The sequence below is a fragment of the Streptomyces sp. NBC_01363 genome (genome assembly GCF_026340595.1).
Lineage (GTDB): Bacteria > Actinomycetota > Actinomycetes > Streptomycetales > Streptomycetaceae > Streptomyces.
Genome location: NZ_JAPEPF010000002.1, coordinates 1,174,410 through 1,194,301, shown reverse-complemented (window position 1 = coordinate 1,194,301; position 19,892 = coordinate 1,174,410). Strand labels below are relative to the sequence as shown.

The 19,892-nt window shown below is 71.9% G+C and carries 20 protein-coding genes; 14 read left to right on the top strand and 6 right to left on the bottom strand.

The window, feature by feature from the left end:
- Positions 1 to 108: 108 nt before the first annotated feature.
- Entirely contained in the window at positions 109 to 951 is an 843-nt protein-coding gene (locus OG611_RS33200; protein ID WP_266428724.1) for a response regulator transcription factor, read from the top strand.
- A gap of 67 nt (positions 952 to 1,018) precedes the next feature.
- Here OG611_RS33200 and OG611_RS33195 read toward each other — a convergent pair whose 3' ends face one another.
- Positions 1,019 to 2,173 (bottom strand): winged helix DNA-binding domain-containing protein, encoded by a 1,155-nt coding sequence (locus tag OG611_RS33195; protein ID WP_266428722.1) that lies wholly within the window; start codon positions 2,171 to 2,173, stop codon positions 1,019 to 1,021.
- Between the two features lie 130 nt (positions 2,174 to 2,303).
- On the opposite strand from OG611_RS33195, the gene OG611_RS33190 reads away from it, so the two are divergent.
- Together OG611_RS33190 and OG611_RS33185 are read left to right on the top strand one after the other, a co-directional pair.
- A complete protein-coding gene (locus OG611_RS33190; RefSeq protein ID WP_266428719.1) occupies positions 2,304 to 3,179 on the top strand; it encodes a DMT family transporter in 876 nt (291 codons plus the stop codon).
- A 136-nt stretch (positions 3,180 to 3,315) separates the two neighbouring features.
- Positions 3,316 to 3,741: a cold-shock protein gene (locus tag OG611_RS33185; protein ID WP_266428716.1), complete on the top strand. Its 426-nt coding sequence runs from the start codon at positions 3,316 to 3,318 to the stop codon at positions 3,739 to 3,741.
- 34 nt (positions 3,742 to 3,775) lie between these two features.
- Here the strand turns inward: OG611_RS33185 and OG611_RS33180 are convergent, their stop codons facing one another.
- Entirely contained in the window at positions 3,776 to 4,006 is a 231-nt protein-coding gene (locus OG611_RS33180) for a DUF6296 family protein (RefSeq protein ID WP_266428713.1), read from the bottom strand.
- 244 nt (positions 4,007 to 4,250) lie between these two features.
- Between OG611_RS33180 and OG611_RS33175 the strand changes: the two genes are divergently transcribed.
- Together OG611_RS33175 and OG611_RS33170 are read left to right on the top strand one after the other, a co-directional pair.
- Positions 4,251 to 4,703 (top strand): DUF5709 domain-containing protein, encoded by a 453-nt coding sequence (locus OG611_RS33175; RefSeq protein WP_266428710.1) that lies wholly within the window; start codon positions 4,251 to 4,253, stop codon positions 4,701 to 4,703.
- 131 nt (positions 4,704 to 4,834) lie between these two features.
- Positions 4,835 to 5,203 carry a nuclear transport factor 2 family protein gene (locus OG611_RS33170; RefSeq protein ID WP_266428707.1) on the top strand — a complete coding sequence of 123 codons (369 nt, stop codon included), beginning with the start codon at positions 4,835 to 4,837 and terminating at the stop codon, positions 5,201 to 5,203.
- 40 nt (positions 5,204 to 5,243) lie between these two features.
- Here the strand turns inward: OG611_RS33170 and OG611_RS33165 are convergent, their stop codons facing one another.
- The 4 genes from OG611_RS33165 to OG611_RS33150 all read right to left on the bottom strand — a co-directional run bounded on the left by OG611_RS33165 (position 5,244) and on the right by OG611_RS33150 (position 8,244).
- Entirely contained in the window at positions 5,244 to 5,744 is a 501-nt protein-coding gene (locus OG611_RS33165; RefSeq protein ID WP_266428704.1) for an SRPBCC family protein, read from the bottom strand.
- 76 nt (positions 5,745 to 5,820) lie between these two features.
- A complete protein-coding gene (locus tag OG611_RS33160; RefSeq protein WP_266428702.1) occupies positions 5,821 to 6,738 on the bottom strand; it encodes an alpha/beta fold hydrolase in 918 nt (305 codons plus the stop codon).
- A gap of 25 nt (positions 6,739 to 6,763) precedes the next feature.
- The gene (locus OG611_RS33155; protein WP_266428699.1) at positions 6,764 to 8,014 is read right to left on the bottom strand and encodes a beta-ketoacyl synthase; all 1,251 of its coding nucleotides are present in this window, start codon (positions 8,012 to 8,014) and stop codon (positions 6,764 to 6,766) included.
- On the bottom strand, positions 8,011 to 8,244 hold the full coding sequence (locus OG611_RS33150; RefSeq protein WP_093542006.1) for an acyl carrier protein: 234 nt from the start codon (positions 8,242 to 8,244) through the stop codon (positions 8,011 to 8,013). The genes OG611_RS33155 and OG611_RS33150 overlap by 4 nt, the downstream gene beginning before the upstream one ends.
- Positions 8,245 to 8,471: 227 nt before the next feature.
- On the opposite strand from OG611_RS33150, the gene OG611_RS33145 reads away from it, so the two are divergent.
- The 9 genes from OG611_RS33145 (at position 8,472) to OG611_RS33105 (ending at position 19,845) form a co-directional block, all read left to right on the top strand.
- The gene (locus tag OG611_RS33145; protein WP_266428692.1) at positions 8,472 to 9,188 is read left to right on the top strand and encodes a nitroreductase family protein; all 717 of its coding nucleotides are present in this window, start codon (positions 8,472 to 8,474) and stop codon (positions 9,186 to 9,188) included.
- Positions 9,189 to 9,407: 219 nt separating this feature from the next.
- Complete coding sequence (locus tag OG611_RS33140; protein ID WP_266428690.1) at positions 9,408 to 10,961, top strand: N-acetylmuramoyl-L-alanine amidase; 1,554 nt, start codon at positions 9,408 to 9,410, stop codon at positions 10,959 to 10,961.
- A 306-nt stretch (positions 10,962 to 11,267) separates the two neighbouring features.
- Positions 11,268 to 12,722, top strand: a complete 1,455-nt coding sequence (locus tag OG611_RS33135; RefSeq protein WP_266428687.1) for an MFS transporter — start codon at positions 11,268 to 11,270, stop codon at positions 12,720 to 12,722.
- Between the two features lie 96 nt (positions 12,723 to 12,818).
- Complete coding sequence (locus OG611_RS33130) at positions 12,819 to 14,390, top strand: FGGY family carbohydrate kinase (RefSeq protein ID WP_266428686.1); 1,572 nt, start codon at positions 12,819 to 12,821, stop codon at positions 14,388 to 14,390.
- Between the two features lie 75 nt (positions 14,391 to 14,465).
- The gene (locus tag OG611_RS33125; RefSeq protein ID WP_266428683.1) at positions 14,466 to 16,139 is read left to right on the top strand and encodes a glycerol-3-phosphate dehydrogenase/oxidase; all 1,674 of its coding nucleotides are present in this window, start codon (positions 14,466 to 14,468) and stop codon (positions 16,137 to 16,139) included.
- Positions 16,136 to 17,689: an FAD-binding oxidoreductase gene (locus OG611_RS33120; RefSeq protein WP_266428681.1), complete on the top strand. Its 1,554-nt coding sequence runs from the start codon at positions 16,136 to 16,138 to the stop codon at positions 17,687 to 17,689. Before OG611_RS33125 ends, OG611_RS33120 begins: the two co-directional genes overlap by 4 nt.
- A 52-nt stretch (positions 17,690 to 17,741) precedes the next feature.
- Positions 17,742 to 18,401 (top strand): glycerol-3-phosphate responsive antiterminator, encoded by a 660-nt coding sequence (locus OG611_RS33115; protein WP_266428678.1) that lies wholly within the window; start codon positions 17,742 to 17,744, stop codon positions 18,399 to 18,401.
- A gap of 5 nt (positions 18,402 to 18,406) precedes the next feature.
- Positions 18,407 to 18,709 (top strand): putative quinol monooxygenase, encoded by a 303-nt coding sequence (locus OG611_RS33110; RefSeq protein WP_266428676.1) that lies wholly within the window; start codon positions 18,407 to 18,409, stop codon positions 18,707 to 18,709.
- Complete coding sequence (locus tag OG611_RS33105; protein ID WP_266428674.1) at positions 18,706 to 19,845, top strand: zinc-binding dehydrogenase; 1,140 nt, start codon at positions 18,706 to 18,708, stop codon at positions 19,843 to 19,845. Before OG611_RS33110 ends, OG611_RS33105 begins: the two co-directional genes overlap by 4 nt.
- Positions 19,846 to 19,892: the final 47 nt, after the last annotated feature.

Below are 19,892 nucleotides of genomic sequence, written 5' to 3'. Positions count from 1 at the left end.
CGGTCACTTAACATCATGTAAACAGTGACCCAGGTCTCACCACCCCCGAACGGGGGTGCAGCGAGGGGGTGGCCGAACCCCCCTGGAGCCGGGCAGAGAGGCGTCAGCGTGCCGGAATCCGTCGATGCGGTCGAGATGCAGACAGCGCTGCTGCGGCTGCGCCGGACCAGTGGGCTGCCGGTGGCCTTCGGCGGGCTGCTCGCCGATGCCCGTCATGCCAGGATCGCCGAGCTGAACGGGGCACAGACCGCGGCCCTGCGCGGTCTCGTCATCTCGGCGGGCAGCGGGCTCGGCGGCAAGGCGATCGCGCTGTCCCGGCCGTGCGCGGTGACCGACTACCACTCCTCGCGCCACATCAGCCACGAGTACGACCTGGCGGTCGCGGCGGAGGGCCTGCGCTCGGTGGTCGCGGTCCCCGTCGTGGTGCGGCGCAAGGTGCGCGGTGTGCTGTACGGGGCGCTGCGCGAGCCGATCACGCTCGGGGACCGTACGTTCGACGCGGCGGTGGCCGCCGCCCGCGATGTGGAGCAGGCCCTGGTGGTACGGGACGAGGTGCAGCAACTGCTGGCGGTGACCCGGGAGCAGATCACGGACCCGAGGGCGGCCCCGGAGGCGTGGGAGGACGTCCGCGAGGCCCACCGCGAGCTGCGGGCCCTGGTCCCGAAGGTCGTCGACCCGGCGCTGCGCGACGAACTGCTCGCGGTGTGCGGGCGGCTCGCCTCGGCGGCCGGGGCCCGCACGCCGAAGCCCTGCGAGGTGCAGCTGGCGCCGCGCGAGCTGGACGTGCTGGCCTGCGTGGCGGCGGGGGCCACGAACGCGGTGGCGGCGGAGCGGCTCGGGCTGCGGCCGGAGACGGTGAAGGGCTATCTGCGTTCGGCGATGCGCAAGCTGGGGGCGCACACCCGTCTGGAGGCGGTGGTGGCCGCCCGGCGCGCGGGGCTGCTGCCGTAGGTGACGCCGCTCCGTGCCCCGGGCATGTCCGCTCACGGTCCGAAGCCACCCGCTGTCCGGGGCCGGCTCACTCCCCGAAGTCGACGAACGTCGCGAACCGGATGTCGTGGCCGTCGGTACCGCCCGGCGCCGTCGTCATGACGGAGAGCATCCGTACGGCCTCTTCCGTGAGCGCGTCGCGCTCCGCCCGGCCGAGCCTGCCGAGTGGCTGCACGGTGAGCGGCGCCGCCCCGGAACCCGGACGTCCGGCACCGTCGCCCAGCCGCCAGATCGCCGCGAGGAACCCGTCGACGAGCACCGTGCCGTACGCCTGATTGCCGTTCCCGTTGCGCCCGTGGAACTGCTGCGGGATCACCCGGGTGCGGTCCGCGTGGCCGAGCAGCACATTGTCGAACTCGGGCAGGAAGCGCGGCGGGGCCGGGGTGTCCTCGTCCGGGCGCGGCGCGTCCGGCAGGTCGAAGAGTTCGGCACAGTTCTCGTCCCGGAAGGTGACGAGCTGCGGCCGCAGCCGCTCGAACACCTCCCGCAGCCGGGTCAGTCCGGCCCACATCTGCATGTCCTTCACCGAGGCCGGCCCGAACGCGGCGAGATAGCGCAGCACCGTGGCATCGGGCGCGGGGGCCGGCTCGGACGGAGCACCGAGCCAGTGCTCGGCGGTGGTCAGCGCGACCTGGCCGCTCCTCCCCCACACCCCGCGCGGGGTCACCTGGACCAGCGGCAGCAGGCAGCGGGCGGCCACGCCCAGGGCCTGCGGGTCGGCGTCCGGCCACGCGACGAGCAGCTCCTCGCGGATTTCCTTGGGCGTACGGGGCCGCTCCTCGACGAATTCCCTGCTCACCGACCTGAGCCGGTCGAGGTCCACCCCGAACAGCCCCTTGCGGAATATGTTGAGCTCCCGGTCGCGCGCCGCCTGGACGAGCGGGCGCAGGGTGAGCGCGTCGGCAGCGGTGTGCATATGGATGGTGGAGCGCATGGTGACGATACGGACCACCTCGCGGGACTCCATCAGCGCGGCGAGCGCGGCGGGGTCGAAGCCGTCGAGGCGGGCGCAGAGCTGGTAGTAGGGCGGTTTGGCGTTCTGTGCCTGAAGACCGACCAGATGCTCCACGGCGTCCTTCGCGGACATCGTGGTCCGGCGCAGCAGCAGCTGGCGCTCCAGCGTGGCGCGGCTCAGCGCGCGGGGGGAAAGCACAGCGGGTGCGGCGGGGTTCCTGGTGGCCATGGAGGCACGCTACGCGCCCTTGCGGACAGCTTCGGTCCTCGTCGTCGATCGTGCTCCGATCCGTGCGCCCCGCCATGCCGCCGCGGCGCAGGACCCGGGATCGCGGGGCGCCCGCCCACATCATGGGTCGGTGATCAGTGTCCTGTTCGCCATCCTCACCGCGCTCAGCAACGGCACCGCCTCCGTACTTCAGCGCCGTGCCGCCCGCACCGTCCCCGACAGCGAGGCGATGCACCTCTCGCTGATCGGGCATCTGCTGCGCCAGCGGCTGTGGCTCGCCGGGATCGGTCTGGTGATCGTCGCGGCCGTCTGCCAGGCCGTGGCACTGGCCACCGGACCGATCGCCGTGGTCCAGCCGATCTTTGTGATCGAGCTGCCCGCCACACTGCTGATGGCCGCGTTCGTCATGCGCGTCCGGCTGTCCCGGCGGGTCTGGTACGGGGTGGCGGCCGTGACACTCGGGCTGGCCCTGGGCATGGCCTCCGCGGCGCCCGGCGGCGGCAGTACGTCCGTGCACGGTGCGGCCTGGATCCCCGCGCTGATCCTGACCGGGCTCTTCGAGGCCGCACTGATCGCCGCGGCCCTGAGCAGCCGCGGCAACACCCGGGGCGCGCTGCTCGGCCTCGCCGCCGCGTGCGGGTACGCCCTGACGGCCGCGCTCATGAAGGACGCCATGGCACGGCTCGAAGGGGGCGGCGGAGCGGTGGCGCTCCTGACGTCCTGGCAGCTGTACGCCACCGCGGCGGCCGGGGTGGGCGCCCTGTTCCTCCTCCAGAACGCCCTCCAGGCGGGCACGCTGGTCGCCGTCCAGCCGATGCTGACCCTCGGAGACGCCCTGATCAGCGTGGTGTACGGGGTGACGCTGTTCGGCGAGGAGCTGCGCACCGGATGGTGGGTGCTGCCCGAGCTGGTCGCGCTCACCCTGATCACGGCGGGCTGCGTGGAGCTGGCCCGCTCCCCGCTGGCGGCCGGAAATCCGGCCCCGCCCGCCCGCAGGGTCAGGTGAGCCGTCCGCCGCCCGGCCCGGGAAGGGGTGATTGCCCTCGATCGGGTCGCGCCGCCCGACCGCTCGGGGCTATTCTCCGGTCGAGCCAATGTGTGGCGTACGGGCAAGGGGCCCGGTTTCTTTTCTGGGGGTCGGTGTGGTTTCTGGTCGCGTCGTGCGGTTCGACGGAGCTCGGGGATACGGCTTCATCTCGCCCGATCACGGGGGTGAGGACGTCTTCCTCCACGTGAACGACATGCTGATCCCCGAGTCCTACGTACACACGGGTACGGCGGTCGAGTTCGAGATCGAGGACGGCGACCGCGGGCTGAAGGCATCGTCCGTCCGGCTCGCCGAGGGGCCCGACGGGAAGCCCCTGACTCCGCCGAGGCCCGTGACCGTCACCGCTTCCGGAGCGGCCGACGACGACACCCTGTGCGACGTGCTCAGCGCGGCCGAGTACACCAGGGACGTGACCGACGTCCTGCTGGAGTCCGCTCCTTCACTGACGGGCGCTCAGATCCTGCAGATCCGGCGCGGGTTGCTGCAGTTCGCCAAGAACCACGGCTGGACCGAGGGCTGACGGCCGTCACCCCGGTACCGGGCCGTCCGCCCGCTCAGCCGCTCGGCTCCCGCACCACCAGCGGGGTGCCGAGCACCTGGTGTCCGCCGCTGGCGAGCATGCGCACCTCGCCCCGGTCGCTGATCTCCGCGCGCACGATTCCGGTCTCGTCCTCGTAGATCGGGTAACCGCCCGCCCCGGACTGCGCCGTGCGCCGGACGGTCACCGTGTCGTCCTCCACGGCGGACGCCTGAAATACCAACTGGTAGCTCTCCGGGTAATCCATGTCCGTTCTCCGATGCGGATGGGGCAGGGCATGTTCCGCCCACCTCTTCCATCGTCCCTCCGACCGGCCCGCACCGCCCGAGCAGCGGCCCACGGCTGCGGGCTCATGCCCGAGCCACTTATCCTGAACGCATACGGGCGGTTCGACGGCACTCGGGTGCATATCGCATGAATGGCCCCCTTTCTCCCGAGTCGTGTGCACGGCATGCACGCCCGGGATCCCCGAAACCGGGAAGGGACACACCATGATGGATGCCGACAGGGGAGACGATGTCTACCAGCCCCAGCAGCCGGAGGCCTCGGACCTCGCCGAGCAGCTCGACGTCGAGGACACCCTGGACAACCGGGGGCTGACCGACGCACTCGACGAGGGCTACTCCCCGCCCGAGCGGCCGTGGGCGGTGGAGGACCGGGGCACCACCGCCGCCGAACAGCACGACGGCGAGTCACTGGACGGCCGCCTGGCCCGCGAACTCCCCGAGTCCCCCGGTGCCGACGGCGACGGCATGGGGGATCTGCCCGACGGCGACGGCGAGCTCTGGGACGCGGAGGTCGGTACGGTACGCGCCGGGCGGCTCACCCGGCAGCTGGACATCGACGAGCCGGACACCATGGCGGGCGAGGACGTCGGGATCGACGGGGCCGCGGCATCGGCCGAGGAAGCCGCGATGCACGTGGTGTCGGACGGCCAGGGATGAGACGGCGGCCCGCCGCCCCGCCCGACCATGACTTCGGAGGTAATCGACGCCTTTCCCGCCATCGGACATCGTGTTCCTCAGCCCACGAGGGCCCGGCCCGAGGGCCGGTACGCGAGGAGAGGAACAGCACGATGACCGCATACGAGGACGCCGTTCAGCGCTACTTCGCCGCCTGGAACGCGACCGCCGCCGAGGAGCTGGCGAAGGCCGTCGAGGCCGCCTTCACCGAGAGCGCCACCTACACCGACCCGCTGGCCGATGTGAGCGGCCACGAGGGGCTCGCGGCCGTGATCGACGGCGCCCATCAGCAGTTCCCCGGTTTCGAGTTCCGGATCACCGGCACGCCGGACGGACATCACGACATCGTGCGCTTCAGCTGGGAACTGGTCTCCACCGCCGACGGTTCGGCGCCCGTCGCCGGGTCGGACGTGATCACCCTCGCCGACGACGGACGCATCGCCTCGGTCAGCGGCTTCCTCGACCGGGTGCCCGGCGCCTGAGCGTCCGACGGGAGGCGGGCCCGGCACCGCGCCGCCCGCCTCAGGCCGGCTCGTCGAGGAACCTCCCGCCCTCCAGAAGGGTCTTGAGCGTCGACAGGATCGCGACCCAGCCGCCGCTGACGCCCTCCAGCATCCTGCTGTCGGGGCTGTCGAACCCGTCGTGGGTGATCGTCAGCTTGATCCCCATCTCGGGCTCCTCGGCCGGCTCGATGTCGAAGGCGACCTTCGACCGCTCCCGGACGGCCTTCTCCCACTCCTCGTCCGAGGCGAAGTCGAACATCTGGCGGTGCATGGGCTGCAGGGTGTGCCAGGTGTACGAGAGCCGCCTGCCGGGATCCGCCTCCAGGACGCGCTGACCGACCTCCTCGAACTCACCGTCCGGGTCCATCTTCCAGCGGACCGGTGCGCTGGCCTCCCAGGTCGAATCGGGGCCGTATCCGCCCATGTAGATCTTGATGAGTTCGGGGTCGGTCAGCGCCTGATAGAGCTTCTCGGCGGTGGTCTGGATGTAGATGACGTAGACGAACTCGGGCTTGTCCATGACCGTTCCTTCCAGGGTCTGATCGGGGTGGGACAGCGCGGTCGGCAGCGGTGTTCGTGCGTGGTCCGGGCAGGCCCTACGGGGTGTCGGCGAAGTCCGGTCCGGCCGGTGACCGCGACGCCCGCGACTGCGCCGGGAGTGCCGCGAGTCCGGGTGCCGCTTCCAGCGGGCGGTCGGTGAAGAAGCGGGCGACGAGGTCCGCGACGTCGTCCGGGCGCTCCAGGACGACCCAGTGGTCGGACTCCCCGATCGTGACGAACCTGCTGCCCTCGATCGTGGCGGCGAAGGCCCGCTGCCGCTCGGGCGAGGTCACCGTGTCGTGCTCGCCCGCGAAGACCAGGGCCGGTACGCCGGCCAGTCCGCCGGAGAAGTCCGGCCGCCGACCCAGTGCCCGGTGCAGCGACTGCGCGGCGTGCGGGGAGTGGGTGAGGGCGTACAGGAACGAGCGCCGCACATAGCGTCGCGCCAACTCGCCCCGGTGGACGTTCCGTTCGGGGTCCTGACACATCAGCACCCCGGCGGCCAGACCGGCGAGACCCTCCAGGTCGCCGGTGTCCAGCCGGGACACGGCGCGGCCCCACTGGGCCCGCTGGCCGTCGGTGATGTGGACGGGTACCCCGCCGAGGATCAGCCGGGCGATCCGGCCGGGGTTCCGGCGGGCGCAGCCGAAGGCAATGGATGTGCCGTAGGAGAACCCGAAGAGGTTGACCCTGGGCACGTCCAGATCGTCGATGATTCCGGTGACGGCGTCGTACAGGACGTCGTCGCCCGCACCGGGCGGGAGCGGGTCCGCGTCGCCCATGCCGGGCAGGTCGGCCGTGACCACGGAGGCGATCGGCCCCAGGTGGTCGTCCATCTGCGGCCAGCCGTACATCCCCTGGAGCGCGCCGCCGAGAATGACGACCGGTTCGGTGTGCGGCGAGGGCTGCCTCAGGACCCGGTAGCCGTAGCGCAGCCCGTCCACCGACAGGGTCCGGATGATCTCGTCGGCCATGGTTCCGTGCCTCTTGGTTTCCGGGTCAGGCCCTGGTGAGAACGAGTGCGGCGTTGTGTCCGCCGAAACCGAGCGAGGTCTTGACGGCCGCGTCGAACGTTCCCGGCCGGGCCTCCTTGCTCACCACTTCGATGGGGATCGCGGGGTCGGGGGCGTCGAGGTTCATGGTGGGCGGTACGAGCCGGTGCTGGAGCGCCAGCACGGTCAGCGCGGTCTCGATGCCGCCGGCGGCGCCCAGGGTGTGTCCGGTCATCGCCTTCGTCGAGGTGACCAGGGGGTGCTCACCGAGGACCCGGCGGAGCATCGTCGCCTCGATGAGGTCGTTGGAGACGGTCGAGGTGCCGTGGGCGTTGACATGGCCGATGTCCCCGGCCCCGATTCCGGCGTCCGCGAGCGCGAAGCGCAGGGCCCGTTCGATGCCCAGGCCCTCGGGGTCGGGGGCGACGGCGGAGTAGGCATCGCTGGAGGCGCCGTATCCCGCGATATGCGCGCGGACGGTGGCGCCGCGGGCTCGGGCGTGCTCCGGCCGTTCCAGGACGAGGAGTCCGGCGCCCTCGCCGACGACGAAGCCGTCCCGGTGGGTGTCGAACGGGCGGCAGGCCGCCTCGGGGTCCTCACGCCGGGTGGAGACGGCCTTGAGCTGGCAGGCGCTGGCGATCAGCAGTCGGGAGCAGACCGATTCGGCGCCGCCCGCGATGACGATGTCGCAGGCCCCGGTGCGCAGCATCTGGTGGGCGGTGCCGATGGCGACGGTGCCGGAGGAGCAGGCGGTGGAGACGGCCTGGCTCGGGCCGAGGGCGCCCAGGTCGGTGGCGACGCTGCTGGCCGCGCCGTTGACGACGGTGAGCGGGGCGAGCTTCGGGGAGACACGGCGTGCGCCGCGTTCGGTGAGGGTGGTGTGCTGCTCGTCGTAGAACGGCAGTCCGCCGTGCGCGGAGCCGATGACGACGGCGACCCGTCCGCCGTCCCAGACCGAGGGGTCGAGACCGGCGTCGGCGACGGCCTCGCGGGCCGCGATGACGGCCAGTTGCGAGAAGCGGTCCATCAGCCGCGCGGTCGCCACCCCGAGCAGCGCCCTCGGGTCGAGGCCGGTGATGGTGTACATGAAGTCACAGGGCAGCCCGTGGAGTTCGGGCCGGTGCGGGACCGACGGCGCGGTCGACGCCTCGGAGACCGTGCGCCAGGTCGCTTCGGCCCCGGTGCCCGCGGCGGTCACCATGCCGATCCCGGTGACGGCGGCGGCGAACGGCTCGGGGCGGTACGGGCGGCCCGTCACGCGGCGGCCTTGCGGTGCACCGCGTCGACGAGTTGGCCGACGGTGTCCCGCGAGGTCAGCTGGACGTCGTCCAGATCGACACCCATCCGGTCCTCGATGAGCAGCCGCAGTTCCTCCAGCGCCAGTGAGTCGAGCCTGAGGTGACGGAGCGACACCTCGGGCCGGATGGCGAGCGGATCGGTGCCGAAGTTCGCCACCAGCAAGGTGTTGATCTCTTCTGCCGTGCTCATGCGGCGCTCCTGCGCTCTCGTACGCGGTGACGCCCTGCCGCGTGAGGTGTGAGTGCCATCGGGGGACGCCGGCTGGTCCGGAGGAACCATTTATACGCCTTCGCGAAGGTAGATCCGATCCGCGTTCCCCCGTGCGGTGGGGGGCCGTCCGGTTGTACGAATCCACATGGTTCACGGCGATCGGCAGGCCTCCCGCCGCCGATGACCGGCCCGTACACTCCGCGATCATGACGATCGACACGACTCATGCCGACGGACCCGCGCTCTTCCCGACGATGTCCACCATGCGCGCGATGCGCCGCCTGAAGCCGGAACCGGTGCCGGACGAGACGCTGGAGCAGCTCATACAGGCCGCCGTCTGGGGTCCCAGCGGCGGCAACATGCAGTGCTACGAGTACGTCGTGGTGACCGACCGCGAGGTGATGGCGCGTCTGGCGCCGCTGTGGAAGCGGTGCGTGGACGCCTATCTGGCGACGACGGGGAAGTACGCGCCGAAAGGCATGGACGAGGCGGCGTACGGCCGGATGGTCGCCGCGATCGAGTACCAGCGCGACCACTTCGCCGATACGCCGGCGCTGGTCGTGCCCTGTTACCGGTTTCCGGAGCCGCGCCTGGACGAGGAGGGGCTGCTGGCCTCCGCACAGGCACTCGGGCCTGCCGCGACCGAGCACATGATGAACATCCGGACGCGCTTCCAGGCGCTCGCCGAGGGCTCCTGCGTCTACCCGGGTGTGCAGAACGTCCTCCTCGCCGCGCGGGCCCTGGGGCTCGCGGCGAACATCACCATCTGGCACCTGATGCTGGAACAGGAGTGGAAGGAGGCCCTCGGCATCCCCGAGGACATGCACACCTACGCCGCCATTCCGGTCGGGTGGCCGCAGGGCAACTTCGGGCCGGTACGGCGCCGCCCGGTGGCGGACGTCATCCACCGCGACCGCTGGTAGCCCGGGGCCTGCCCGCCCTGCCCGGTGACGCCCCATCCGCTCACCGGGCAGGCCTCGTAGTGCCGCATCAACCCCATTGGAGTGAAAGGAAGTTCGACACACCGGCAGTGATTGTCATGCCCCAGACAGATGGATACGCTGAGCGGGCTTCGCGGCCCCTCGGCCCACCCCACTCGGGCCCGGGGGCCGTTCTCTTCCCCCCACCGAGCAGGAGCAGGTATGCCCAGCCGCGCCGCAGCCCACGCAAAGGGCCGCGCATCCGTCCTGGCGGCCCTCACCGCCACCGTCCTCACCGTGACCGGCTCGCCGGCCTTCGCCGCACCGGACGGCGGCCACCCGATGAACCGGGCGTTCGCGCGGGCCGCCGCGGAGTTCGACGTACCGCGCGATCTGCTCGCCGCCGTCGGTTACGGCGAGACCCGGCTCGACGGCCACTCCGGGCGCCCCAGCCAGGCCAACGGCTATGGCGTGATGCATCTGGTGAGCAACCCCACGAACCGGACCCTGGAACGGGCGGCGACCCTCACCGGCAAGTCCCTCGCCGAGCTCCGCACCGACACCGGGGCCAACATCCTGGGCGGCGCGGCGGTGCTGCGCAGTTACGCGGACAAGCTCGGCCTCGACGCCCGGGACCGCGACGACATCGACGCCTGGTACCCGGCCGTCGCCCGGTACGGCGGCGCGCGGGGACCCGCCGCCACCCTCTACGCCGACACCGTCTACACCTTCCTGGCCGACGGGCTCAGGGCGATCGTCCCCGGCGGCGAGCGGATCTCCGTGACGAGCCGTCCGGTCGCCCCGCAGAAGGGTTCGCTCACCGCCACCGGCGTACGCACCCAGAGCCCCGACTACCCGTCGGCGCTGTGGGTCCCGGCCGACCCGCACAACTTCGCGGCGGGCCGCTCGGCGAAGATCGACAAGGTGATCGTCCATGTCACGCAGGGCTCGTACGCGGGCTCGATCAGCTGGTTCCAGAACCCGACCGCGGAGGTGAGCGCCCACTACGTGGTGCGCTCCTCCGACGGCGAGATCACCCAGACGGTGCGCGACAGCGACACCGCGTACCACGCCAGGAGCGCCAACGCCTCGGCGCTCGGCATCGAGCACGAGGGGTTCATCGACGACCCGTCCTGGTTCACGGACACGATGTACCGGTCGTCGGCGGCCCTGACCACGTACCTGTGCGACCGTTACGGGATCCCGAAGGACCGGGCGCACATCATCGGGCACAGCGAGGCACCGGGCAACGACCACACCGACCCGGGGCCCTACTGGGACTGGACGCGCTACATGCAGCTGGTCGGCGGGGACACCGGCGGCGGCGACCGTGCCGACGGGCTGAGCTTCGCCGCGTACACGACCCAGCAGAGCGGCTCGACGGGTGCCCAGGTCAAGGCGGTCCAGCAGCTGCTGAACGACCAGGGCTACACCGCGGGCGCGGTGGACGGCAGCTTCGGCCCGGCCACGAAGACCGCGGTGACGGCGTATCAGACGGCCCGCGGACTGGACGCCGACGGCGTGGTGGGGGCCAGGACCTGGACCGCGCTGCTGTCGGCCGGCGCGACGCCGAGCCTCCAGCAGGGTGCCTCGGGCGACGGGGTGAAGCGGCTCCAGCGCTCGCTGACCGCGGCGCTCGGTTCGACGGTCGGCGTCGACGGCAGCTTCGGCCCGGCGACGGTGACCGCGGTGCGCGGCTATCAGACGAGCCGGGGACTGACGGCCGACGGAGTCGTGGGGCCGGACACCTGGGCGGCGCTGCAGACGGGTCGCTGACGTCCGTCACCACGGGCGGGGCGGGGCGCGTGCGGATCGCCCCGCCCCCGCGCGCACCTCTCGCTCGACCCCGCTCCCGCCCTCCGGACCCATGTCACGTTCAAGTAATCTGCCGGAAACCCTTGACGTTTCTCCTGGCTCGTTCTTAACCTCACTGCGTAGTTCGCATTCCTTGCAGTTCACGTGCTGCGGCGCTTTCCGCAGTGTTTTGACAGGCACAGACATAGACCACCTGTCGGTGGTTTCGTCATGCCTGTTTTTTTGTGCTCCCCGTGCCGCCGATGGGTCTTCCTCGAAGGCGGATTCATGGCACAACGTCCGAGCGTCAAAGGCGTCGCCGACGTCGTTGCGCTCATCGATGGGCTGGGAAAGATCACCGGCCGGGCGCAGGTCATCTGGTTTCTCGTGTTCGGCGGGCTGTTTCTCGACGCCTATTCGAACGCCGCGCTGAGCGCCGGTCTGGGGCCGATGACGTCCCAGATGGAGCTCACCAGCACCCAGGTCTCGATCCTCACGGCCACCGCTCCGGCCCTGGCGATCATCTTCAACCCGGTCGGCGGCTGGCTCGCCACCCGGATCGGCCGTGTTCCCCCGCTGCTCATCGCCAAGGTGTTCGCCATCGCGGGCGCCCTGCTGGCCGCCTTCGCCGGTGACTTCACCGTGGTCTGGTTCGGCCGGGTCCTGGTGGGCGTCGCATACGGCATCGACTTCGCCGTCGCCATGGCGCTGCTCGCCGAGTACACGCCCGCGAAGCTCGGCGGGCGGCTGAACCTGTGGCAGGCCGTCTGGTACGTCGCCACCACCAGCAACCTCGCGCTCGCCCTGCTCTTCTTCAACCTGGACGTCGGCGCGGACATCTGGCGCTGGTCGGTCGGCTCGGCCGCGGTCGTCGCCGCCGCCCTGCTCCTGGGCCAGTGGCTGATGCTGCGGGAGAGCCCCACCTGGCTGGCGAGCAAGGGCCGGCTGGACGAGGCCGTCGTCAACCTGGACAAGATCTACAAGATCAAGGCCGTCGCCGGGAAGCCCGACGAGGCGACCCGCGCCGCCGCCGAGGCGCCCGCCATCGGTTTCCGCCAGGCCGGACTGCTCTTCAAGGGCGAGTACCTGCCGCGCACGGTCCTCTCCTCGGTCATCTCGCTCGGCCAGTCGATGCAGTACTTCGCGGTCGGCTGGTACCTCCCGCTGATCAGCCTGACGATCTTCGGCGAGAGCTTCGAGAAGGCCACCATCGGCTCGATGGTCTTCAACGCCTTCGGTATCGCGGGCGGGCTCCTCTCCGCCTACTTCGGCCGCCGGCTCGGGCTCCGTCTCAGCTCCGCCGCCGGGTTCGCCGGTGTCTTCGTGGCGCTGCTCGCGATGGGGCTGACCTTCGAGAAGGTGCCCACGGCCGTGGCGTTCCTGCTGCCGGTGCTGTTCATCCTCTGCCACTCCGCGGGCCCCGGCGCCAACGGCAAGTCCATCGCCGCGCTCTCGTACAGCAGCGACGTCCGCGCGCTCGGCACCGGTGTCACCGGGATGGTCGGCAGCTTCGGCAGTGTCGTCGGGCTGTACGTCTTCCCGCAGATCAAGGACTCGCTGGGGCTCGCCGACACCTTCCTGGTGCTCTCCGTCGTGCCGCTGCTCGGCCTGATCACCTGCCTGGCGATCAAGTGGGACCCCACGAAGGCCGCGTCCCCCGACGAGGTCGCCGGGCAGGACCGGGCCGCCGCCGGCGCCCGGACGGGTCCGTCGGAATCCGCGGAGTCCGTGACCGCGCGCTGACCGGCCGCCGGGCCTGTCGCACCACACGATGGTCCCCTCCCCCTTCTCTCCCCCTCCGCACAGCTCGCTCGCGATGCTCGCAATGAAAGGGCTGCAATGACGCAGACGTTCCCCGGCGCCGCCCCACGGCGCGGTGTGCTGTCCATCGACGAGGGCACCACGGGCACCCGGGCCGGAGTCGTCCTCGACTCGGGCGCCGCCCACGAGGTGTTCTACCGGTCGATCAAGGTCAGCCATCCGGACGACCTCTCGGTCGAGCAGGACCCGATGGAGATCTGGACCGCCACCGTCGAGGTGGCACGCCGGGCCGTCGGCCGGGCCCGCGAGGAGGGCATCGGGATCACCGCGGTGGCGCTCTCCACCCAGCGGGCCACCGCGATGCTGTGGGACCGGGTGACCGGGCGGCCACTGCTCCCCGCGGTGGTGTGGCAGGACCGGCGGCACGCGGCCGAGCTCACCGCGTACGAGGCGGAGTGGGACGCCGCCCTGCTGGCCCGGCAGGGCCGGCCGGTCGGCGCCCGCGCACCGTTCCTCTGGGCCGCCCGGCAGATCGCCGCGCACCCGGAGGTGGCCGCCGCGCACCGTGAGGGCCGGCTGCTCTTCGGCACCGTCGACACCTGGCTGATCTGGCGGCTCACCGGCGGCGCCGTGCACGCCACGACGCCGACGAACGCCGCCTCCACCGGCGGTTACCTCCTGGAGCGGCACGCCTGGGACGAGGAGTGGATCAGCCACCTCGGCTTCCCCCTCGACCTGCTCCCGGAGCTCCGCTCCGACGACGCCGGATTCGGTACCACCGACCCGGCCGCCCTCGGGATCGCCGTCCCGCTGGCCGCCTCCATGGGCGACCAGCACGCCGCACTCGTCGCGCTCGGCGGCCTCGCCGCCGGGCAGGGCATGTGCGTGTACGGGACCGGCGCCTTCGTCGACGCGGCGACCGGCACCACGCCCGCCCTGCCCCGGCCGGACATCTCCGGGGTGCTCGCCCAGCCCGGCCGGCGGCAGGGCGACATCAGCCACTACAGCCTGGAGGCGTACACCTCCACGGCGGGATCGGCGCTGCGCTGGCTCTGCGACGACCTGGGCCTGTTCGCATCGCCGAAGGAGCTCGGTGAGGAGGCGGGCCGGGTCCCCACCCGGCCGGGCCGCACCCCACGTTTCGTCCCGGCGCTCGCCGGGGTCCGTACGCCGGTCTGGCACCCGGAGGCCACCGCATCCCTCACCGGGCTCACCCTCGCCACCACCCGCGCCGACCTCGCCCGCGCCGTACTGGACGGGATCGCGCACTCGGTGTGCGACCTGATCGACGGGGTCGCCGACACCATGGGCACACCGTTCACCCGGCTCCGGGTCGGTGGCGGTGTCTCCGGCAGCGACCCGCTCATGCGGATCCAGGCCGACCTGACCGGCCTGCCGCTGGAGCGGGTCTCCGACTCCGCCACCGCCAGCCTGCGGGGCACCGCGTATCTCGCCGGTGTCGCCCAGGGCCTGTGGTCCTCGCTCGAAGAGGTCGTCGAGGCACAGCCGCTCGGCCGGATCTTCGAGCCCTCGATCACGGCGGCCGAGCGCACCGCACAGCGATCCGCCTGGCGCGACGTGCTGATCGCCCACCTCGGCGACCCGGCGCTGCTCCCCCTGAAGGACCACGAACCTCACACCCCCCACTGACGGCCCCCCGACCGTCGCACCGGCGGTCCGTACCGACCACGCGGCCGCCGCACCGAAACACCAGGAGTTGATGTTGTGATCACCATGCCCGCCCGGAAGCCGCGGCGCAGCGCCGCGGCGACCCGCCGAACGCCCCTGCTGCTCGACCGGGCAGCCCTCAAGCGCCGGCTGGCCGACGACACGTACGACGTGCTCGTCATAGGCGGCGGCATCACCGGGGCGTACGCCGTGCTCGACGCGGCCTCGCGCGGGCTTCGCGCGGCGCTGGTCGAGAAGGACGACTTCGCCTCCGGTACGTCGTCGAAGTCCTCGAAGATGGTGCACGGCGGCCTGCGCTACATCGAGCAGGGCAACGTCAACCTGGTCCGCCACTCGCTCCTGGAGCGCCACCGCTTCCGCAAGAACGCCCCGCACCTGGTGCACCGGCTGCCGTTCCTCTTCCCGATCCTGGAGAAGGAGGGCATCTTCGACGCCCGCCTCGCCAAGGGTTTCGAGGGCCTGCTGTGGACGTACGACCTGGTCGGCGGCTGGCGGATCGGCAAGCTGCACCAGCGGCTCACCGTCCCCGAGGTCCTCGCGCAGGCGCCGACGCTGCGCGCGGAGAACCTCAAGGGCGGGCTGATGTACTTCGACGCCCGCACCGATGACGCCCGCCTCGTCCTCACCATCGTCCGGACCGCGGCGGCGCTCGGCGCGACGATCCTCAACGGTGCCAGGGCCGAGGGTCTGCTGATGCAGATGGGCAAGGTGGCCGGTGCCCGGGTCTCGGCGGACGGCGACACCTTCGACATCCGTGCGCGGGCCGTCGTCAACGCCACCGGCGTATGGACCGACGAGCTCGACGTGAAGGCGGACGACGGCCACAAGCCGCAGGTCAGGCCCGCCAAGGGCGTCCACATCGTGGTCCCGTGGGACAAGGTGCGGATCAACTGCACGGTCACCGTGCCGATCCCCGGCCGGGCCCGCCGCGCGACCTGCACCCGCTGGGGCAACAGCGTCGTGCTCGGCACCACCGACGAGGACTACCGGGGCTCCCCCGACGATGTGCACTGCACCCGCGAGGAGATGGACTTCCTGCTGGAGGGCGCCAACACCGCCTTCGAGGGGAAGCTCACCCCGGACGACGTGGTCGGCTCCATCGGCGGTCTGCGCCCGCTGGTCGGCGGCAAGGAGGGGGCGACCCTCGACATGCGCCGCGACCACCACATCACCATCGGCCGCACCGGCATGGTGACGGTGACCGGCGGCAAGCTCACCACCAGCCGGCACATGGGCGAACTCGTCATCGACAAGGTGATGACCGTCCTCGGCCGCAAGGGCAGGAGCCGCACCACCGACCTCCCGCTGCTCGGCGGCGCCGGTTACGACGCCGAGGCCGTCGCGGCCTCCGGCGGCATCGCCGCGCACCTCGGCGAGCGCTTCGGCACCGAGGCCCGCTTCGTCGGCGACCTGATCCAGGACGACCCGACGCTGGCCGAGCCGATCGTCGCGGGCCTCCCGTACACCAAGGCGGAGGTCGTGTACGCGGCCCGCGCCGAACTGGCCCGCTCGGTCGACGACGTGCTCTCCCGCCGGATGCGCGCCCGGCTGTTCGCCCGGGACGCGTCCGCCGACGCCGCCGGGGCCGTGGGCGCGATCCTCGGCCGGGAACTGAACCTCACGGAGGCCGAGGTGGAGCGTTCGGTCTCCGAGTACCTCGCAGCCGTCCGTCACGAAAAGTCCGTACTCCTCGAAGGGGCAGCAGCATGATCAGCCGTCAGACCATCACCCACCCGTTCAACCGGGGCAACTACACGATCGGCGCCCCCAGCTTCGCCAAGTGGGCGCAGAACACCCCGATCGGGGACGGCGAGGCCGCCCTCCAGGTCGACCCGGTCGAGGTCCCCGAGACCGTGATCGAGGCGCTGCGCGAGGCCGCGCACGCGGTGCACACCGCCCGCGAGGAGGTCGTCACCCGGACCCGTGACTGGTGGGCCGGCTCGATGATCGGCGAGACCGAGGGCCGTCCCGCGACGCCGGACGCCGTGATCGTCGAGGCGGCCGACGCCGACCAGGTCGCGGCCGTGCTGCGGATCTGCCACGAGGCCGGCATCCCGGTCACCCCGTCCGCCGGCCGCTCCAATGTCACCGGTGCGGCGCTCCCCGTCTTCGGCGGCGTCGTCCTGGACGTCTGCGGGCTGAACGAGATCACCGGCTTCGACGCCGAGTCGAACGTCGTGGACGTCCAGGCCGGCATGTTCGGCGACCTCTTCGAGAAGCAGCTCCAGGAGGAGTACGGCGTCACCACCGGCCACTGGCCGTCCGCGTTCGCCGTCTCCACGGTCGGCGGCTGGATCGCCTGCCGCGGCGCCGGTCAGCTCTCCACCCGGTACGGCAAGATCGAGGACATGGTCGTCGGCGTGGACGTGGTGCACGCGGACGGTACGCGTGCCACGTACGGCGACTACGCCCGCGCCGCGGTCGGCCCGGACCTGCGCCAGCTGTTCGTCGGCTCGGAGGGCACCCTCGGCGTCATCGTCTCGGCGCGGCTGCGGGTCCACCCGCTGCCGGAGTACGCCAACGCCGTGGCGTACGGCTTCAAGACCTTCGCCCAGGGCCTGGACGCCTGCCGCAGGATCATGCAGCGCGGTGCGACCCCGGCCGTCCTGCGTCTGTACGACACCCTGGAGTCCGGCACCCACTTCGGCCACCCGGAGACCAACCTCCTGCTCGTCGCCGACGAGGGCGACCCGGCCATCGTCGACGCCTCGATCAAGGTGGCGGCCGAGGTCTGCGAGGCGTACGGCCCCGAGCTGGACAGCAAGGCGGTCTTCGAACGCTGGCTGGACGAGCGGATGCTGGTCGGCAAGTCCGCCGACGGCTTCAAGCCCGGCCCCGGCTTCGTCGCCGACACCCTGGAGATGGCCGCGTCCTGGACCGACCTCCCGGTGATCTACGACGAGGTGGTCGCCGCGATCCAGTCGGTGCCCGGCACCCTGGCGGCGTCGGCGCACCAGTCCCACGCGTACACCGACGGCGCCTGCGTCTACTTCTCGCTGCGCGGCGACGTGGCCCCCGAGTCGCGCCGCGACTGGTACCGCTCGGTGTGGGACGCGGCCAACGCCGTGCTGATCAAGCACGCGGCGGCGCTCAGCCACCACCACGGCTGCGGTCTGCTGCGCGGCCCCTACCTGGAGGAATCCCTCGGGGCGGGCTTCGCGACCTTCGTCGCGGTGAAGAAGGCCCTGGACCCGGTGGGCATTCTCAACCCTGGCAAACTGGGCCTTCCCAGCCGATTCGGTACGTCTCCGCTGAACTGACACCAGCCCTCAGCGACCACGAACCCTTCCCCTCCCCAGGCAGGCCCTTGCCATGACCCCTTCCCCGTCCCGGTCCGGTGCCGCACTCGACCCCCGGCTCACCGCGGCGTTCGCCGAGGTGCCGGTCGTCGCGTCGGTCGTCGGCACCCAGCCGCTGCGGCAGTTCCTGACCGCACCGGCCAAGGTGTGCATCCTCGCCTCGTTCGCCGTGGGGCAGCTGCCCCAGGTCGTGCCGGCGCTGGGCCGGGCGGGGAAGACCGTGTTCGTGAACGTGGACAGCAGCCCCGGTCTGGCGCAGGACCGGGGCGCGCTGGAGTTCATCAAGAACATGGGCGCGCACGGCGTGGTCAGCACCCGGCTCTCCCTCATAGAGAAGGGCCGCCCGCTCGGCCTGCTGACGATGATGAAGGTGTTCGTCACCGACCGGTCCAATCTGCGCCGCTCCACGGACGCGATCTCTCGCGGGGCGCCGGACCTGGTCGAGATCATGCCCGCCCCGATCATCGCCCGGATGAGCGCGCAGGCACAGCGCGCGATGTCCCCGTCGGTGGCCGCGGGTTTCGTGGAGACCCCCGCGGACGTCGCGCTGGCACTGGCCCTCGGGTCGGCCGCCGCCGCCACGTCCGACCCCCGCCTCTGGACTCTGCGCCGGGACCAGCTGCCGCCGGTCCCGCCCGCCGCCCTGAAGAGGCCCGCCGCACCCCAGGAGTAACCCCCATGACGTACGTGGTCGTAGCCCGCTACCGCACCAAGGCCGGCGAGGAGAGCACCGTCCTGCCCCTGCTCGACACGATGGCCGCCGCCTCCCGCCAGGAGCTCGGCAACCTCGCCTACCGGGTCCACCAGGGCACCGAGGACCCGCGGGCGGTCGTGCTGTACGAGGAGTACGCCTCCGAGGCCGACTTCACCGCCCACTGCGCCACCCCGCACTTCCAGGAGATCGTGCTCGGCAAGGTCGTCCCGCTGCTGGAGAGCCGCGACGTGCTGCGCTGCGCCCCGCGTCCGGAGGTGGGCGCGTGAAGACCCGTGCGGTGGTGCTGCGCGGGATATCGACGGCCCGCCCGTACTCCGAGACCCGTCCGGTCGAGGTGGAGGAGCTGGAGCTGGGCGCCCCGCGCGAGGGCGAGGTGCTGGTCCGTATCGCGGCCGCCTCGCTCTGCCACTCGGACCTCTCGGTGGTCAACGGCGACCGGGTCCGTCCGCTGCCGATGGCGCTGGGTCACGAGGCGGTGGGTGTCGTCCAGGACACCGGACCGGGCGTCGGCCGGGTCTCCCCCGGCGACCATGTGGCGCTGGTCTTCGTGCCGAGCTGCGGCTTCTGCGGCGACTGCGCGGCGGGCCGGCCGGCCCTGTGCGCACAGGCCGCGGCGGCGAACGGTTCAGGGGCGCTGTTGCACGGCCCGTCGCTGCTGACCGACGCCTCCGGCAACCCGGTCCACCACCAGCTGGGCGTCTCCGCGTTCTCCGAACACGCGGTGCTGGCCCAGGAGTCGGTGGTCCCGATCCCGAAGGACATCCCGTTCACCGTGGCGTCGATGTTCGGCTGCGCGGTGCTGACGGGTGCGGGCGCGGTGATCAACACGGCGGCCCTGCGTCCGGGGCAGTCGACGGTGGTCTACGGCCTGGGCGGCGTGGGCCTCTCCGCGGTGCTGGGTGCCCGCGCGGCGGGGGCGTACCCGATCATCGCGGTCGACCCGGTCCGGGAGAAGCGCGAGCTGGCTCTCCGGCTGGGCGCGACGCATGCGTTCTCCCCCGATGACGCCTTGCGGCAGATCAGCGAACTCACCTCCGGTGGAGCCGAGTTGGCGGTGGAGGCGGTGGGCAGTCCGAAGGTGATGGCGCAGTGCCTGTCGGCCGTGGCACGGGGCGGCAAGGTCGTCTCGGTGGGCCTGCCCGCGCCCGACCGAGTGCTGGAGGTGCCGGCCCTGGCGTTCGCGGGCGAGGGCAAGTCCCTGCTGGGCTCGTACATGGGTGACGCGGTGCCGCGCCGTGACATCCCGAGGTTCCTGGACCTGTGGCGGGCGGGGCTGATGCCGGTGGAGCAGATGCACACGGGCACACTGCCGCTGACCGACATCAACGCGGCGATGGAGGAGCTGGCTTCGGGCCGGGCGATCCGTCAGGTCATCGACACCTCGGGCATGCTGAGCGCCTGACGCCGGAGCCGTGGCACGGCCGACGGTGTCCCCTGCTTGCCCGAGGG